12 protein-coding genes are annotated in these 17,584 nt (G+C 64.8%); all 12 read left to right on the plus strand.

The genetic code is table 11. The features are described from left to right. The 12 genes from nusG to ACSFA7_RS18105 all read left to right on the plus strand — a co-directional run bounded on the left by nusG (window position 1) and on the right by ACSFA7_RS18105 (window position 17,583). Complete coding sequence (gene nusG / locus ACSFA7_RS18050) at window positions 1–603, plus strand: transcription termination/antitermination protein NusG (RefSeq protein ID WP_435500644.1); 603 nt, start codon at window positions 1–3, stop codon at window positions 601–603. 135 nt (window positions 604–738) lie between these two features. Beyond that, entirely contained in the window at window positions 739–1,170 is a 432-nt protein-coding gene (rplK, locus tag ACSFA7_RS18055) for a 50S ribosomal protein L11 (protein WP_013539105.1), read from the plus strand. Continuing rightward, complete coding sequence (gene rplA / locus ACSFA7_RS18060) at window positions 1,171–1,869, plus strand: 50S ribosomal protein L1 (protein ID WP_435500645.1); 699 nt, start codon at window positions 1,171–1,173, stop codon at window positions 1,867–1,869. A 246-nt stretch (window positions 1,870–2,115) separates the two neighbouring features. Further along, window positions 2,116–2,652, plus strand: a complete 537-nt coding sequence (gene rplJ / locus ACSFA7_RS18065) for a 50S ribosomal protein L10 (RefSeq protein ID WP_176659880.1) — start codon at window positions 2,116–2,118, stop codon at window positions 2,650–2,652. Between the two features lie 44 nt (window positions 2,653–2,696). Beyond that, window positions 2,697–3,074: a 50S ribosomal protein L7/L12 gene (rplL, locus tag ACSFA7_RS18070; protein ID WP_206177019.1), complete on the plus strand. Its 378-nt coding sequence runs from the start codon at window positions 2,697–2,699 to the stop codon at window positions 3,072–3,074. Between the two features lie 257 nt (window positions 3,075–3,331). Next, a complete protein-coding gene (gene rpoB / locus ACSFA7_RS18075; protein WP_435500646.1) occupies window positions 3,332–7,456 on the plus strand; it encodes a DNA-directed RNA polymerase subunit beta in 4,125 nt (1,374 codons plus the stop codon). Between the two features lie 21 nt (window positions 7,457–7,477). Beyond that, entirely contained in the window at window positions 7,478–11,707 is a 4,230-nt protein-coding gene (rpoC, locus tag ACSFA7_RS18080; RefSeq protein ID WP_435500647.1) for a DNA-directed RNA polymerase subunit beta', read from the plus strand. Window positions 11,708–11,805: 98 nt separating this feature from the next. Further along, window positions 11,806–12,408: a lema family protein gene (locus tag ACSFA7_RS18085; protein ID WP_435500648.1), complete on the plus strand. Its 603-nt coding sequence runs from the start codon at window positions 11,806–11,808 to the stop codon at window positions 12,406–12,408. Between the two features lie 113 nt (window positions 12,409–12,521). Further along, the gene (gene rsmB, locus ACSFA7_RS18090) at window positions 12,522–13,847 is read left to right on the plus strand and encodes a 16S rRNA (cytosine(967)-C(5))-methyltransferase RsmB (protein WP_435500793.1); all 1,326 of its coding nucleotides are present in this window, start codon (window positions 12,522–12,524) and stop codon (window positions 13,845–13,847) included. Between the two features lie 34 nt (window positions 13,848–13,881). Continuing rightward, entirely contained in the window at window positions 13,882–14,475 is a 594-nt protein-coding gene (locus ACSFA7_RS18095; RefSeq protein ID WP_435500649.1) for a DUF4390 domain-containing protein, read from the plus strand. Next, the gene (locus ACSFA7_RS18100; RefSeq protein ID WP_435500650.1) at window positions 14,472–16,802 is read left to right on the plus strand and encodes a sensor histidine kinase; all 2,331 of its coding nucleotides are present in this window, start codon (window positions 14,472–14,474) and stop codon (window positions 16,800–16,802) included. Before ACSFA7_RS18095 ends, ACSFA7_RS18100 begins: the two co-directional genes overlap by 4 nt. Before the next feature lie 79 nt (window positions 16,803–16,881). Further along, complete coding sequence (locus ACSFA7_RS18105) at window positions 16,882–17,583, plus strand: response regulator (RefSeq protein WP_206177025.1); 702 nt, start codon at window positions 16,882–16,884, stop codon at window positions 17,581–17,583. The last annotated feature ends 1 nt before the right edge of the window (window position 17,584 follow it).

The raw sequence follows: 17,584 nt of genomic DNA on the forward strand, positions 1-17,584 counted from the left end.
ATGACCGACGACGTAGTTGAAACCACGCCGGAAGAGGAAAACACTCCAATTCTTGCTCCCGCTGCCAACCCTGATCTGCGTTGGTACGTGGTCCATGCCTATTCGGGCATGGAGAAGGCCGTTGAACGCAACATCCTCGAGCGCATCAATCGCGCCGGCATGCAGAGCAAGTTCGGCCGCATCCTGGTCCCGACCGAAGAAGTGGTCGAGATCAAGAACGGCCAGAAGCGCACCACCGAGCGCCGCTTCTTCCCGGGTTACGTGCTGGTCGAAATGATCATGGACGACGAAAGCTGGCACCTGGTGAAGCACACCAACAAGGTGACGGGTTTCGTGGGCGGCGCCAAGAACCGTCCGGCCCCGATCTCGCAGAAAGAGGTCGAGGACATCGTCAGCCAGATGCAGCAGGGCACCGAGAAGCCGCGCCACAAGGTCGAATTCACCGTCGGCGAGTTCGTGCGCGTCAAGGAAGGCCCGTTCACCGATTTCAATGGCACGGTGGAAGACGTCAACTACGAGAAGAGCAAGGTCAGCGTGTCGGTCATGATCTTCGGCCGCTCCACGCCCGTCGAACTCGAATTCAGCCAGGTCGAGAAGACCTGAGCCTCGGGCCGCAAGGCCTGAATCATTTCCGGCTGCGCGCTATCCGACTCGGTGCGCGGCCTTGAGCAGAAGAGTCGTCTAACCCCGGGGAGCCCTGGCGAAAGCCGAGGCGATATCACCCGCAAGGAGCAAAAAATGGCGAAAAAAATCGTCGGCTTCGTCAAGCTGCAAGTGCCAGCTGGTAAGGCCAACCCATCACCACCGATCGGTCCCGCACTGGGCCAGCGTGGTTTGAACATCATGGAGTTCTGCAAGGCGTTCAATGCGCAGACGCAGAGCTACGAGCCGGGTCTGGCGCTGCCGGTGGTCATCACCGCGTTCGCCGACAAGAGCTTCACCTTCATCATCAAGTCGCCGCCGGCTGGCGTGCTGATCAAGAAGGCGATCAAGCTGGACAAGGGTTCGGCTCGCCCGCACCTGGACAAGGTCGGCAAGATCACGCGCGCTCAGCTCGAGGAAATCGCCAAGACCAAGATGAAGGACCTGACCGCCGCCGACATGGACGCCGCGGTTCGCACCATCGCCGGTACTGCCCGCTCGATGGGCGTGAATGTGGAGGGCGTGTAAATGTCCAAGATCACCAAGAAGCAAAAAGCGCTCGAAGGCAAGGTCGACAGCAACAAGCTGTACCCGCTGGTTGACGCGATCGTCATCGTCAAGGAAGCCGCCACCGCCAAGTTCGACGAATCGATCGACGTGGCCGTGCAGCTGGGCATCGACGCGAAGAAGTCGGACCAGGTTGTTCGTGGCGCTGTCGTGCTGCCCAACGGCACCGGCAAGACCAAGCGCGTGGCTGTGTTCGCCCAGGGCGCCAAGGCTGAAGAGGCCAAGGCCGCCGGCGCCGACATCGTCGGCATGGACGACCTCGCTGCGATGGTCAAGGCTGGCGACATGCCTTTCGACGTCGTGATCGCTGCCCCCGATGCCATGCGCGTCGTCGGTACGCTCGGCCAGATCCTCGGCCCGCGCGGTCTGATGCCCAACCCCAAGGTTGGCACCGTGACCCCGGACGTCGCCACGGCCGTGAAGAACGCCAAGGCTGGCCAGGTTCAGTTCCGCGTCGACAAGGCCGGCATCGTGCACGGCACGATCGGCCGTCGCTCGTTCGACAACGACAAGCTGCAAGGCAACCTCGCCGCGCTGATCGACGCTCTGGTCAAGGCCAAGCCGGCGACCAGCAAGGGTGTGTACCTGCGCAAGGTGGCTGTGTCGTCGACCATGGGTCTGGGTGTCCGCGTGGACACGCAAACCATCTCGGCGAGCTAAAGAGATTTGCCCGGCTCCGGAAGGAGCAGGGCGAATGTGGTGGGTCGCGGCAGCTTCGGTTGCCGTGAGCCATCCAAGACCGTTGGTGTGCAGGGCGCTGCACTTAATCGCCGGATCGATCCTTCCGGTATCCAGCGCAGATGGCGATCCCGCTGCAAGGAATTTGTTTTTGTTCCGAAACAGTTGGTCGCTGCATGAAGCGCGATCCGAGGCCCCGGCCGAAGGTCGCATTAAAAGGAGTAGACCTTGAGTCTGAATCGCAGTGAGAAAGAAGCGGTCATCAGTGATGTGACCAGCCTCGCCGCTAAAGCTCAAACGCTCGTGATGGCGGAATACCGTGGCATCACGGTTGCCGATATGACCAAACTGCGCAGCGAAGCTCGCAGCAAGGGTGTGACCCTCAGCGTGTTGAAGAACACGCTGGCACGCCGTGCTGTCGCTGGTAGCGCATTCGAAGTCGTCGGCGACCAGATGACCGGTCCGCTGATCTACGGCTTTTCCGAAGACGCAGTGGCCGCCGCCAAGGTGGTGGCCGACTTCGCGAAGACCAACGACAAGTTGGTGATTCGCGGTGGCGCGTTTGGCGGCAAGGCCCTGGACGTCAACGGCGTGAAGCAACTGGCCAACATCCCTTCCAAGGAAGTGCTGCTGTCTCAATTGCTGGGCTTGATGCAATCCCCCGTTTCCCGTACGGCACGCGTTCTCGCGGCGCTGGCTGCGAAGCGTGGCGAAGGCGAAGCTGCACCCGTCGCCGATGCACCGGCAGAAGCGCAGGCTGCTTAAAGCCTTGCGTTTGAAATATTCAACCCAATTGTTAGGAAACAAAAATGGCATTCGATAAAGACGCATTTCTGACCGCGCTCGACAGCATGACGGTCCTGGAACTCAACGACCTGGTGAAAGCCATCGAAGAGAAGTTCGGCGTGAGCGCCGCAGCAATGGCCGCTCCGGCCGGCGCTGGTGGCGGTGCCGCCGCTGCCGTGGCTGAAGAACAGACCGAATTCAACGTCGTGCTGGCCGATGTCGGCGCGAACAAGGTGTCGGTCATCAAGGCCGTGCGCGAAATCACCGGCCTGGGCCTCAAGGAAGCCAAGGACCTGGTGGAAGCCGCTCCCAAGGCTGTCAAGGAAGCCCTGTCCAAGGCTGACGCTGAAGCCGCCAAGAAGAAGCTGGAAGAAGCCGGCGCCAAGGTGGAACTGAAGTAATTCAGACCCCCTAGAGGGCTGGAGGCGCCTGAAAAGGCCCTCCAGCCTTTGCCGCTTTCAGAGCGCACCCGAAAGACGCCATTCCGATGCGTTTTTCGAGTGTCTTCTGACCCCGACTGCAGAAGACCCCTTGGTTCGGGCGATGTGCAACGCATCGCTGTCCGCCAACGGCTGGTAGTGGCCAGCCGCCAAGCAGTGGTGCCGTTCGTCCCGGCATTGCTGACAAGTCGCTGAAGATCTCAAGCTCCGGAGCTCTCATGGCCCAATCGTCCGCGTACAGTTACACCGAACGCAAGCGCATCCGAAAAAGTTTCGGTAATCGCGACAGCGTCGTCGAAATCCCCTACCTGCTGCAGATGCAGAAAGACGCGTACACCGCGTTCCTGCAAGCCGGCATTGCCCCCAAACAACGCACCGTCGAAGGCCTGCAGGCCGCGTTCGATGCCGCCTTCCCGATCGTCTCGCACAACGGTTTCGTCGAGATGAAGTTCCTCGAGTACAACCTCGCGAAACCGGCTTTCGACGTGCGCGAGTGCCAAACCCGTGGTCTGACCTTCGCCTCGGCCGTGCGCGCCAAGGTCCAGCTCATCATCTATGACCGCGAGTCGTCGACGTCGCAGTCCAAGGTGGTCAAGGAAGTGAAGGAACAAGAGGTCTACATGGGCGAAGTGCCGCTCATGACCGAGAAGGGTTCGTTCATCATCAACGGCACCGAACGCGTGATCGTGTCCCAGCTGCACCGCTCGCCCGGCGTGTTCTTCGAACACGACAAGGGCAAGACGCACAGCTCGGGCAAGCTCCTGTTCTCGGCCCGCGTGATTCCTTACCGCGGTTCGTGGCTCGACTTCGAGTTCGACCCGAAGGACATGCTGTACTTCCGCGTGGACCGTCGCCGCAAGATGCCGGTCACGATCCTGCTGAAGGCCATCGGCCTGAATCCGGAATCGATCCTCGCGAACTTCTTCGTGAACGACAACTTCCGCCTGATGGACAGCGGCGCGCAGATGGAGTTCGTCTCCGAGCGCCTGCGCGGCGAAGTCGCGCGCTTCGACATCACCGACAAGTCGGGCAAGGTCGTGGTCGCCAAGGACAAGCGCGTCACCGCACGCCACACGCGCGAACTCGAGCAGTCGAACACCACGCACATCAGCGTGCCGGAAGACTTCCTGGTCGGCCGCGTCATCGCTCGCAACATCGTGGATGCCGACTCCGGCGAAATCCTGGCCAAGGCCAACGACGAGCTGACCGAAGCGCTGCTCAAGAAGCTGCGCACGGCCGGCGTGCAGGACATCCAGGTCATCTACACGAACGAACTGGACCAGGGCGCGTACATCTCGCAAACGCTGCGCATCGACGAAACCGTCGACGAGTTCGCAGCGCGCGTGGCCATCTACCGCATGATGCGCCCCGGCGAGCCGCCGACGGAAGACGCCGTGCAGGCCCTGTTCCAGCGCCTGTTCTACAACCCGGACACGTACGACCTGTCGCGCGTGGGCCGCATGAAGTTCAACGCCAAGGTCGGCCGCGACGAATCGACCGGCCCGATGGTGCTGACCAACGAAGACATCCTGGCCGTGGTCAAGATCCTCGTTGACCTGCGCAACGGCAACGGCGAAGTCGACGACATCGACCACCTGGGCAATCGCCGCGTGCGTTGCGTCGGCGAACTGGCCGAGAACCAGTACCGCACCGGCCTGGCCCGTATCGAGAAGGCCGTGAAGGAACGTCTGGGTCAGGCCGAGCAAGAGCCGCTGATGCCGCACGACCTGATCAACAGCAAGCCGATCTCGGCCGCGCTGAAGGAATTCTTCGGTGCCTCGCAGCTGTCGCAGTTCATGGACCAGACGAACCCGCTGTCCGAAATCACCCACAAGCGCCGCGTGTCGGCCCTTGGCCCGGGTGGTCTGACGCGTGAACGTGCAGGCTTCGAAGTGCGCGACGTGCACGTGACCCATTACGGCCGCGTGTGCCCGATCGAAACGCCCGAAGGCCCGAACATCGGCCTGATCAACTCGCTGGCCCTGTACGCCCGCCTGAACGAATACGGCTTCATCGAGACGCCGTACCGTCGCGTGATCGACAGCAAGGTCACCAACGAGATCGACTACCTCTCGGCCATCGAAGAAGGCAAGTACGTCATCGCCCAGGCCAATGCGACCCTGGACAAGGACGGCGTGCTGACCGGCGACCTGGTCTCCGCGCGTGAAGCCGGCGAATCGATCCTGGTCGGTGCCGAACGCATCCAGTACATGGACGTGTCGCCCGCGCAGATCGTGTCGGTGGCTGCCTCGCTCGTGCCGTTCCTGGAGCACGACGATGCGAACCGCGCGCTGATGGGCGCCAACATGCAGCGTCAGGCCGTGCCCGTGCTGCGCCCCGAAAAGCCGATGGTCGGTACCGGTATCGAGCGCGTTTCCGCGGTCGACTCGGGCACCGTGGTCACGGCCACTCGTGGCGGTATCGTCGACTACGTCGATGCGACCCGTGTCGTGGTGCGCGTGAACGACGCCGAAGCGGCTGCCGGTGAAGTCGGTGTGGACATCTACAACCTGATCAAGTATCAGCGTTCGAACCAGAACACCAACATCCACCAGCGTCCGATCGTCAAGCGCGGCGACAAGATCGCCAAGGGCGACGTGATCGCCGACGGCGCATCGACCGACCTGGGTGAACTGGCTCTCGGCCAGAACATGCTGATCGCGTTCATGCCCTGGAACGGCTACAACTTCGAAGACTCGATCCTGATCTCCGAACGCGTGGTCGCCGAAGACCGCTACACCTCGATCCACATCGAGGAACTGGTGGTGATGGCTCGCGACACGAAGCTGGGCGCCGAAGAAATCACGCGCGACATCCCGAACCTGGCCGAGCAGCAGCTCAACCGCCTCGACGAATCCGGCATCATTTATGTCGGCGCCGAAGTGCAGCCGGGCGACACGCTGGTGGGCAAGGTCACGCCGAAGGGCGAGACCACCCTCACGCCTGAAGAGAAGCTGCTTCGCGCCATCTTCGGCGAGAAGGCTTCCGACGTGAAGGACACCTCGCTGCGCGTGGACCAGGGCTCGCAAGGCACCGTGATCGACGTGCAGGTGTTCACCCGCGAAGGCATCACGCGCGACAAGCGCGCCCAGCAGATCATCGACGACGAACTCAAGCGCTTCCGCCTTGATTTGAACGACCAGCTTCGCATCGTCGAAGCCGACGCGTTCGACCGTATCGAGAAGCTCCTGACCGGCAAGGTCGCCAACGGCGGCCCGAACAAGCTGGCCAAGGGCACCAAGCTCGACAAGGCCTATCTGGCATCGGTCGAGAAGTTCCACTGGTTCGACATCCGCCCGGCGGAAGACGAAGTGGCAACGCAACTCGAGTCGATCAAGAACTCGCTCGAGCAGACGCGCCACAGCTTCGACCTCGCGTTCGAAGAAAAGCGCAAGAAGCTCACGCAGGGCGACGAGCTGCCCGCGGGCGTGCTCAAGATGGTCAAGGTCTACCTGGCCGTCAAGCGCCGCCTGCAGCCCGGCGACAAGATGGCCGGCCGTCACGGCAACAAGGGTGTGGTGTCCAAGATCGTTCCGGTCGAAGACATGCCGCACATGGCCGACGGCACGCCGTGCGACATCTGCCTGAACCCGCTGGGCGTGCCTTCGCGGATGAACGTGGGCCAGGTGCTCGAAGTGCATCTGGGCTGGGCCGGCAAGGGCATCGGCCAGCGCATCGGCGACCTGCTGCAGCAAGAGGCCAAGGTGGCCGAAGTGCGCAAGTTCATGGAGCAGCTGTACAACGGCTCGGGCCGTCCGGAAGACCTCGCCCAGCTGAGCGACACCGACGTGCTGGCCATGGCGGCCAACCTGCAAAGCGGTGCGACGTTTGCCACGCCGGTGTTCGACGGCGCCTCGGAAGAAGAAATCCGCGGCATGCTGAAGCTCGCCTACCCGGACGACATCGCCAAGCTCAAGGGCCTGACCGATACGCGCACCCAGGCGTACCTGTATGACGGCCGTACCGGCGACCAGTTCGAGCGTCCCGTCACTGTCGGCTACATGCACTTCCTGAAGCTGCATCACCTGGTCGACGACAAGATGCACGCCCGTTCGACCGGCCCGTACTCGCTCGTCACGCAGCAACCGCTGGGCGGCAAGGCGCAGTTCGGCGGCCAGCGTTTCGGGGAAATGGAAGTGTGGGCGCTGGAAGCTTACGGCGCCGCCTACGTCCTGCAGGAAATGCTGACCGTGAAGTCCGACGACGTGCAAGGCCGTACCAAGGTGTACGAAAGCATCGTCAAGGGCGAGCATTCGATCGAAGCCGGCATGCCGGAATCGTTCAACGTGCTGGTCAAGGAAATTCGTTCGCTGGGGCTCGACATCGAGCTCGAGCGTTCTTAATTTGAAAAGGGAAAGAGTCTTATGAAATCGCTACTCGACCTGTTCAAGCAATTCACGCCCGATGAGCATTTCGATGCCATCAAGATCGGCATGGCTTCGCCCGAGAAGATCCGCTCGTGGTCTTTCGGTGAAGTGAAGAAGCCCGAGACGATCAACTACCGCACGTTCAAGCCCGAGCGCGACGGTCTCTTCTGCGCCAAGATCTTCGGCCCCATCAAGGACTACGAGTGCCTGTGCGGCAAGTACAAGCGCCTGAAGCACCGCGGCGTGATCTGCGAGAAGTGCGGCGTTGAAGTCACGCAGACCAAGGTGCGTCGCGAGCGCATGGGTCACATCGACCTGGCCGCGCCCTGCGCCCACATCTGGTTCCTGAAGTCGCTGCCGTCGCGCCTGGGCCTCGTGCTCGACATGACGCTGCGCGACATCGAACGCGTGCTGTACTTCGAAGCCTACGTGATCACCGACCCCGGCATGACCCCGCTGAAGAAGTTCGGCATCATGTCCGAGGACGACTACGACGCAAAGCGCAAGGAATACGGCGACGAATTCGTGGCCAAGATGGGCGCCGAAGGCATCAAGGACCTGCTGCAGGGCATCGAGCTCGACAGCGAGATCGAACGCCTGCGCGGTGACCTGACCGGCTCCGAAGTCAAGGTCAAGAAGAATTCCAAGCGCCTGAAGGTGCTGGAAGCCTTCCGCAAGTCGGGCATCAAGCCCGAGTGGATGGTGCTCGACGTGCTGCCCGTGCTGCCGCCGGACCTGCGTCCGCTGGTGCCGCTGGACGGCGGCCGCTTCGCGACCTCCGACCTGAACGACCTGTACCGCCGCGTCATCAACCGCAATTCGCGTCTGCGCCGCCTGCTGGAGCTGAAGGCTCCGGAAATCATCGCGCGCAACGAAAAGCGGATGCTGCAAGAGGCTGTCGACTCGCTGCTGGACAACGGCCGTCGCGGCAAGGCCATGACGGGCGCCAACAAGCGCGCGCTCAAGTCGCTGGCCGACATGATCAAGGGCAAGAGCGGTCGTTTCCGCCAGAACCTGCTGGGCAAGCGCGTCGACTACTCGGGCCGTTCGGTCATCGTGGTGGGCCCGACGCTCAAGCTGCACCAGTGCGGCCTGCCCAAGCTGATGGCGCTCGAACTGTTCAAGCCTTTCATCTTCTCGCGCCTCGAAGCCATGGGCATCGCGACCACGATCAAGGCTGCCAAGAAGGAAGTCGAATCGGGCACGCCGGTGGTCTGGGACATCCTGGAAGAAGTGATCAAGGAACACCCGGTCATGCTGAACCGTGCGCCTACGCTGCACCGTTTGGGCATCCAGGCGTTCGAGCCGATCCTGATCGAAGGCAAGGCCATCCAGCTGCACCCGCTCGTTTGCGCGGCCTTCAACGCCGACTTCGACGGCGACCAGATGGCCGTCCACGTGCCGCTGTCGGTGGAAGCGCAGATGGAAGCCCGCACGCTGATGCTGGCCTCCAACAACGTGCTGTTCCCGGCTTCGGGCGAACCGTCGATCGTTCCTTCGCAGGACGTGGTGCTGGGTCTGTACTACACGACCCGCGACCGCATCAACGGCAAGGGCGAGGGCCTGATCTTCTCCGACATCGGTGAAGTGCAGCGCGCGCTCGACGCCAACGAAGTCGAACTCACCGCCAAGGTGGCAGTGCGCATCACGGAATACACCAAGGACAAGGAAACCGGCGTCTTCACGCCGTCGACCTCGCTCGTGGACACCACCGTGGGCCGCGCGCTGCTGTCCGAGATCCTGCCGAAGGGCCTGCCGTTCTCGAACATCAACAAGGCGCTGAAGAAGAAGGAAATCTCCAAGCTCATCAACGTCTCGTTCCGCAAGTGCGGCCTGAAAGAGACCGTCGTGTTCGCCGACAAGCTGCTGCAAAACGGCTTCCGCCTGGCGACCAAGGCCGGTATCTCGATCGCGATCGACGACATGCTGGTGCCCGCCGAGAAGCACGGCATCATCGAGCGCTCGGCCAAGGAAGTGAAGGAGATCGAACAGCAGTACGTCTCCGGTCTCGTGACCTCCGGCGAACGCTACAACAAGGTGGTGGACATCTGGGGCAAGGCCGGCGACGAAGTGTCGAAGGTCATGATGGCCAAGCTCTCCAAGGAGCGCGTCATCGACCGCCACGGCAAGGAAGTCGAGCAGGAGTCGTTCAACTCCATCTACATGATGGCCGACTCCGGCGCCCGCGGTTCCGCAGCGCAGATTCGCCAGGTGGCCGGTATGCGGGGCCTGATGGCCAAGCCGGACGGCTCGATCATCGAGACGCCCATTACCGCGAACTTCCGCGAAGGCCTGAACGTGCTGGAGTACTTCATCTCCACCCACGGTGCCCGTAAGGGTCTGGCCGACACGGCGCTGAAGACGGCGAACTCGGGTTACCTGACCCGTCGTCTGGTCGACGTGACGCAAGACCTGGTCGTGACCGAGCAGGACTGCGGTACGCACGGCGGCTACCTGATGCGCGCCATCGTCGAAGGCGGTGAAGTCATCGAATCGCTGCGCGATCGAATCCTCGGCCGCTCGGCTGCGGACGACGTGCTGCACCCGGAAAACCGTTCGGTGCTGCTGAAGGCTGGCGAGATGTTCGACGAAGACAACATCGAAGTCCTGGAAGCCCAGGGCGTCGACGAAGTCAAGGTCCGTACCGCGCTGACCTGCGAAACCCGCTTCGGCATCTGCGCGACCTGCTACGGCCGCGACCTGGGCCGCGGCGGCCTGATCAACATCGGCGAAGCCGTCGGTGTGATCGCGGCGCAGTCGATCGGCGAACCCGGCACGCAGCTGACGATGCGTACCTTCCACATCGGTGGTGCCGCTTCGCGTGCGGCCATCGCTTCGAGCGTGGAAGCCAAGTCGAACGGTTCGATCGGCTTCAACGCCACGATGCGCTACGTGACCAACAGCAAGGGCGAGCTGGTCGTGATTTCGCGTTCGGGCGAGATCGTCATTCATGACGAACACGGCCGCGAGCGCGAACGCCACAAGGTGCCGTACGGCGCGACCCTGGCCGTCAAGGCCGACCAGCAGATCAAGGCCGGCCACGTGCTTGCCAACTGGGATCCGCTGACGCGCCCGATCATCACCGAGTTCGCCGGCAAGACGCAGTTCGAGAACGTCGAGGAAGGCCTCACGGTTGCCAAGCAGGTGGACGAAGTGACCGGTCTGTCGACCCTGGTCGTGATCGACCCGAAGCGCCGCGGCGCCGCCAAGGTCGTGCGTCCACAGGTGAAGCTCATCGACGCCTCGGGCGCCGAAGTGAAGATCCCGGGCACCGACCACTCGGTGACGATCGGCTTCCCGATCGGCTCGCTGGTGCAGATCCGCGACGGCCAGGACGTGGGCCCCGGCGAAGTGCTGGCGCGCATTCCGGTCGAAGGCCAGAAGACCCGCGACATCACCGGCGGTCTGCCGCGTGTTGCCGAGCTGTTCGAAGCCCGTTCGCCGAAGGACAAGGGCATGCTGGCCGAAATGACCGGTACCGTGTCGTTCGGTAAAGAGACCAAGGGCAAGATTCGCTTGCAGATCACCGATCCCGAAGGCGGCGTCTACGAAGACCTCGTGCCGAAGGAAAAGAACATCCTGGTGCACGAAGGCCAGGTGGTGAACAAGGGCGAATCCGTGGTCGACGGTCCGGCGGACCCGCAGGACATCCTGCGCCTGCTGGGTTCGGAAGAACTGGCGCGCTACATCGTGGACGAAGTGCAGGACGTGTACCGCTTGCAGGGTGTGAAGATCAACGACAAGCACATCGAGGTGATCGTTCGCCAGATGCTGCGCCGCGTCGTGGTCGACAACATCGGCGAGACCAGCTACATCTCCGGCGAACAGGTCGAACGCAGCGAAATGCTCAACACCAACGACGCCCTGCGCGCCGAAGGCAAGATCCCCGCGACGTTCACGAACCTGCTGCTGGGTATCACGAAGGCATCGCTCTCGACCGACTCGTTCATCTCGGCCGCTTCCTTCCAGGAAACGACGCGCGTGCTGACCGAAGCCGCGATCATGGGCAAGCGCGACGAGCTGCGCGGTCTGAAGGAAAACGTCATCGTCGGCCGCCTGATTCCCGCAGGCACCGGCATGGCTTACCACCAGGCCCGCAAGGTCAAGGACCAGATGGACGAGGCCGAGCGCCGCGCCATCGCCGAATCGGAAGCCGCCGAACTGGCGGGTTCCTCGAGCGATGCGACGAGCACGGCCGACGCCAGCGAAGGCGCCGCGACCGAATAACCGGCTAGCATCACCGGCCATGACCGGTACCCCACGCCCCCCGACCGCCCCCGGTTGGGGGGCGTTTTTCTTTGTGTTTCGATGAGGTGTCGTTTCCGATGAGCGTGTTGCCCGAATCGCTGGCCAGCTGGATCGTCATTGCGGTGCTGCTGTTCTGGTTTGTCGGCGCCTACAACCGGCTGGTGCGCCTGCGCGCGGCGGTGCTGCAGGCCTATGCGACGCTCGACGCGGCGCTGGGCAGGCAGCTCGATTTCGTCCAGGCCAGCATCAGCGCCGCACCGCAGACGGAAGCGCCGTCTCAGGAGTTGCTGTCGTCGATCGCGCCGCTGCAAGCGGCCACCACCCAGCTGGCCACCTTGCTGGGCGCGACCCGTCTGCATCCGCTCGATGCCGGCGGCATGGCCGCCTTGGGCACCGCGCTGCAGGTGCTGATCTCCGCCTGGCAGCGCCAGCATCCGGATGCGGTGACGGTCTTCGATGCCGACGGGACGCTTTCGCGCCCTGTGCCGGCGCAGCCCGGTACCGTCGCTACGCCGAACGCGGCCGAGCCGATCGCCTGGCCCGAACCCTCGGCCGCCGCGGAAATCGCGCGCAGCCAGTTCAACCTGGCGGTGGGGCACTACAACGACGCGATCGTCCAGTTCCCGGCGCTGCTGGTGGCATGGGCCGTGCGTCTGCGTCCGGCCGCGCCCCTGCGCTAAGAGGCTGCTCCTTCTTTACATTTGCACGGCGTAGTGCCTTTGGCCCGCCCGTTACCATCCGCCCCAACTTGTCAGAACTACCTTCCGATTCCCCCGGCAACGCAGCGCCCTCGCTGCAGCCACCGCTGTGGCGCCAACTGCAATTGACGGCGGGCGCACTGGCGTCCATTCGCGCCGGCACCTCGGGCTCCGTGGCTTTCGAGGCCGTCGAGCCCGCGCTGCGGCCCGGTGTGCAGGCGCTCGGCTTCCAGGTGCTGCGCTGGCTCGGCCGCGCCGAGGCGCTGCGCCGCCATCTGGCCAAGCGCACGCCGCCGCCGCTGCCCGACGCCTTGCTCTGCACCGCGCTGGGCTTGGCCTGGGACGCCGAACGCGCGCCCTACGAACCCTTCACGCTGGTCGACCAGGCCGTCGAAGCGGCCAAGCGCAACCCGGCGACCCGGGCGCAGGCCAGCTTCATCAATGCATGCCTGCGCCGGTTCCTGCGCGAGCGTGACGAACTCGTGGCCATCACCGACCAGGAGCCGGTCGCGCAATGGAACCATCCGCGCTGGTGGATCGAGAAGCTCAAGCGCGACCATCCCCGCGATTGGCAGCGGATCCTGAATGCGGACAACGCGCAGGCGCCGATGACTTTGCGCGTCAACACCCAGAAATCCACGGCGGCTGCTTATCTATTAGAGCTGGAGGCCGCGGGCCTTGCGGCCACGCGCATCGGTGCCAGCGGTCTCCAGCTGGGACGCGCGCGGCCGGTGCAGCAATTGCCCGGTTTCGCCGACGGCGCCTGCTCGGTCCAGGACGCGGCCGCGCAGATGGCTGCGCCCCTGCTGCTGGAAGGCCTGCTGCCGGCGAAGCCCGGCGCCGGGCCGCTGCGGGTGCTCGACGCCTGCGCCGCTCCCGGCGGCAAGACCGCGCACCTGCTCGAACTGGCCGGCCCCGGTGCCGCCGATGTAGTCGCCCTCGAGGTCGACGCCGTCCGCAGCCGCCGGATCGACGAAACCCTGAGCCGCCTCGGCCTGCAGGCCAAGGTGGTGGTGGCCGATGCGGCGCGCCCCGCCGACTGGTGGGACGGCACGCCTTTCGACGCCATCCTGCTCGACGCGCCATGCACCGCTTCGGGGATCGTGTGCCGCCACCCCGACGTCCGCTGGCTGCGCCGCGAGAGCGACACCGCCCAACTGGCCGCCCAGCAGGCCGCGCTCCTGGCCGCGCTCTGGCCGCTCGTGCGGCCCGGCGGCCGGCTTCTTTACTGCACCTGTTCCGTCTTCCGGGAAGAGGGCTCGCAACAAATTGATGCGTTCCTTGCACACAACACTGACGCACGATTGCAACCGTCCCCGGGCCATTTGCTGCCCCAAAGCGGGGGGAATGTCCGTGGCGTCCCGGACAATCCCTCAGGTGACCACGACGGCTTCTTCTACGCCCTGCTTGAAAAACGCTGAGTCCGCTCGGCCGCGCCGACCGGTCCTGCTGGCCATGTTCCTGCTGGTCTGGGCGCTGATGCTGGCCTGGCTACCGGCCCCGGCCGCCGCCCAGAACCGCCCGGGCGCGGCGATCACCCAGATGCGCCTGGAGCAGGCCGACGACGGCGTCTACCTCAGCGCCGGCGTGCAGTTCGAGCTGCCCTCGCTGGTCGAGGAGGTGTTGGACAAGGGCATCGCCATCTACTTTGTGGCCGAGGCCGAGATGTACCAGGAGCGCTGGTACTGGACCGACCGCAAGGTCGCCCAGGTCACGCGCCACATGCGGCTGGCCTACCAGCCGCTCACCCGCCGCTGGCGGCTCAATGTATCGCCGGTGCCGATCACGGGCGCCGCCGGCTTCGGCATTTCCCTGAACCAGAATTTCGACAGCCTCGGCGACGCGCTGGAAGCCATCAAGCGCATCGGCCGGCTGCGCATGGGCGATGCGGCCGAGATCGGCGACGACCCGCTGCACCAAGTGACGTTCCGCTTCCGCCTCGATACCTCGCAGCTGCCGCGGCCGTTCCAGATCGGCGTGGTCGGGCAGGCCGACTGGAACATCTCGGCCGAGCGCACCGCCAAGCTCGCGCTGGAGAAGCAGCGGTGAGCAGCAAACCGCGCAGCGGCGCAGCGGCCACACCCGCCGCACGCCGCTCGCGCGCGATGCGCTGGGCCGTGGGCGTCGGCGCGGCCATGGTCACGGCCATTGGCTTGGTGCTGATGTTCCTGCTGGCCCAGGCCACCAACAACCGGGAGCTGTACGAGCGCTACTACGTGCGCCTGTTCGGCATCAACGTCGTGGTGGCGGTGCTGCTGGTGCTGGTGATCGGCTGGGTCGCCTTCCGGTTGCTGCGGCGGTTGCGCCAGGGCAAGTTCGGCAGCCGGCTGCTGATCAAGCTGGCGGCCATCTTCGCGCTGGTGGGCGTGGTGCCGGGGGCGCTGGTGTACGTCGTGTCGTATCAGTTCGTCGAGCGTTCGATCGAGAGCTGGTTCGACGTCAAGGTCGAAGGGGCGCTGGACGCTGGCCTGAACCTCGGGCGCGCCACGCTCGATTCGCTGTCCGACGACCTTGCGACCAAGACCCGCGTCGCCAGCGCGCAGCTGTCGTCGGTGTCCGATGCGAGCGCCGGTCTCGCGCTGGAGCGCATCCGTGACCAGCTCGAGGCGAGCGACGTGGTGCTGTGGACCGGGTCTGGCCAGCTCATCGCCGGCGCGGGCACCTCGCGCTTCCAGCTCAATCCCGAGCGGCCGACCGCGCAGCAATTTCGCCAGGTGCGCCCCGACCGTCCGCTCGCGCACGTCGAGGGCCTGGACGAAACCGCCGCGCCCGGCGCCACCCAGCCCGTCGCGAGCGTGCGCGCGCTCGCCATGGTGCAGCGGCCCGGCTTCGACTTCGACACCGCGCCGCGCTACCTGCAGGTCACGCGGCCGCTGCCGCCAGCCGTGGTCAAGAACGCGCTGGACGTGCAGGAAGCCAATCGCGAGTACCAGGAGCGGGCACTCGCGCGCGGGGGACTGCGCCGCATGTACATCGGCACGCTCACGCTGAGCCTGTTCCTCGCCGTGTTCGGCGCGGTGCTGCTGGCCGTGCTGTTCGGCAACCAGCTCGCACGCCCGCTGCTCGTGCTGGCCGACGGCGTGCGCCAGGTGGCCGCCGGCGACCTGCGGCCCACCGCCGTGCTCCAGGGCAAGGACGAGCTGGGAGGCCTCACGCGCTCGTTCGCCGTCATGACGCAGCAGCTGGCCGATGCGCGCGGCGCCGTCGAAAAGACCATGGGCCAGCTCGACGCGGCCCGCGCCAACCTGCAGACCATCCTGGATAACCTGACCTCTGGCGTGATCGTGCTCGACGCCAAGGGCACGGTACTCTCGACCAACCCCGGCGCCACCCGCGTGCTGCGCGCGCCGCTCGCGGCCTACGAAGGCCAGGCGCTCGTCGACGTGCCGGGCCTGGCCGACTTCGGCGCCAAGGTGCAGCAGCAGTTCGACGAGTTCCAGGTCGAGCGCATGCAGCACGGCCTCGACCATTGGCAGCACGCCTTCGAGCTGCATGCCACCGGCACCGACCTGCCGCAGCAGGACGGCGTGATCAACCTCGTCGCGCGCGGCGCGGAGCTGCCCGGCGCCGCGCGGCTGCTGGTGTTCGACGACATTTCCGAGATCGTGTCGGCCCAGCGCGCACAGGCCTGGGGCGAGGTGGCGCGGCGCCTGGCGCACGAGATCAAGAATCCGCTCACGCCGATCCAGCTTTCGGCCGAGCGGCTTGAGATGAAGCTCTCGGGCAAGGTCGGAGCACCCGAGCAGGCGATCCTGGTGAAGTCGGTGAAGACCATCGTCGACCAGGTCGATGCGATGAAGCGGCTGGTGAACGAATTCCGCGACTACGCGCGGCTGCCCGCGGCCGACCTGAAGCCGGTCGATCTCAATGCGCTGCTGACCGACGTGCTCCAGCTTTATCACGCCGAGAACCTGCCGATCGTGCTGCGCTCGGAGCTCGATGTGCGCTGCCCGCCGATCCGCGGCGACGAGCAGCAGATCCGCCAAGTCATTCACAATCTGCTGCAGAACGCGCAGGATGCCGCCGAGGCCGCCGCCAGCAGCACGGGGCGGGCGGGTGAGGTCGTCATCCGAACCCGGCTGGGCGATTCGGGTCAGCGCGTGCGCCTCACGGTGCAGGACAGCGGCCCGGGCTTTGCAGAAAATATTTTGAAGCGCGCCTTCGAACCCTACGTCACGACGAAAACAAAAGGTACCGGTTTGGGGCTCGCGGTGGTCAAGAAGATCGCGGATGAGCACGGTGCGCGCATCGAGCTTTCCAATCGCGTTGTCGACGGGACTGTGGCAGGGGCGCAAGTCTCGCTATCATTCGCGCTGGCAGGCGAGCCGCGGGCAGCGGTCGCTCACACCGAAGACTCGAAGTCTTCCACCGCCTGAGCGCCCACAAAATCCAGCGCGAGGGCGCTGGACGGGCCGGCGGACCAACACATACCAGCGCACACAACAAGCAGCACTCATGGCAAACATTCTCGTGGTCGATGACGAGCTGGGCATCCGGGACCTGCTCTTCGAAATTCTCAATGACGAAGGCCACAACGTGGAGCTCGCGGAGAACGCCGCCGAGGCACGCGCCGCGCGGCAACGCGCGCGGCCCGATCTCGTGCTGCTCGACATCTGGATGCCCGACACCGACGGCGTCACGCTGCTCAAGGAGTGGTCCACCGCCGGCCTCCTGAGCATGCCCGTCATCATGATGAGCGGCCACGCCACCATCGACACCGCGGTCGACGCGACGCGCATCGGCGCTTTCGCATTCCTCGAAAAACCCATTACGCTGCAGAAGCTGCTCAAGGCCGTGGAGCAGGGGCTCGCACGCGAGAGCGCACGGCGTGCCGCGGCGGGCGTGGTGCCCACACCGGTCGGCGGTCATCAGGCGGCCGCGATCACCACGACGGGCGACAGCCTGCTGATGGCATCGCTGGCCTCGGTGCCCGTGCCGGATGCCGGCCCGCAGTCGACACAGAGCTTTGACCTCGACCGCCCGCTGCGCGATGCACGCGACGGCTTCGAAAAGGCGTACTTCGAATTCCACCTGGCGATGGAGAACGGCTCGATGACCCGCGTCGCAGAGAAAACCGGCCTGGAACGCACTCATCTTTATCGCAAGCTCAAACAACTTGGCGTCGATCTTTCAAGAGGCCGCAGAACCGCTGTATAAT

Source organism: Variovorax trehalosi (genome assembly GCF_051216415.1).
Lineage (GTDB): Bacteria > Pseudomonadota > Gammaproteobacteria > Burkholderiales > Burkholderiaceae_C > Variovorax.

Excerpts from the sequence above, each read along its gene's own strand:
- nusG (WP_435500644.1), top strand. The coding sequence starts at position 1 with ATGACCGACGACGTAGTTGAAACCACGCCGGAAGAGGAAAACACTCCA.
- rplK (WP_013539105.1), top strand. The coding sequence starts at position 739 with ATGGCGAAAAAAATCGTCGGCTTCGTCAAGCTGCAAGTGCCAGCTGGT.
- rplA (WP_435500645.1), top strand. The coding sequence starts at position 1,171 with ATGTCCAAGATCACCAAGAAGCAAAAAGCGCTCGAAGGCAAGGTCGAC.
- rplL (WP_206177019.1), top strand. The coding sequence starts at position 2,697 with ATGGCATTCGATAAAGACGCATTTCTGACCGCGCTCGACAGCATGACG.
- rpoB (WP_435500646.1), top strand. The coding sequence starts at position 3,332 with ATGGCCCAATCGTCCGCGTACAGTTACACCGAACGCAAGCGCATCCGA.
- rpoC (WP_435500647.1), top strand. The coding sequence starts at position 7,478 with ATGAAATCGCTACTCGACCTGTTCAAGCAATTCACGCCCGATGAGCAT.
- ACSFA7_RS18085 (WP_435500648.1), top strand. The coding sequence starts at position 11,806 with ATGAGCGTGTTGCCCGAATCGCTGGCCAGCTGGATCGTCATTGCGGTG.
- ACSFA7_RS18095 (WP_435500649.1), top strand. The coding sequence starts at position 13,882 with ATGTTCCTGCTGGTCTGGGCGCTGATGCTGGCCTGGCTACCGGCCCCG.
- ACSFA7_RS18105 (WP_206177025.1), top strand. The coding sequence starts at position 16,882 with ATGGCAAACATTCTCGTGGTCGATGACGAGCTGGGCATCCGGGACCTG.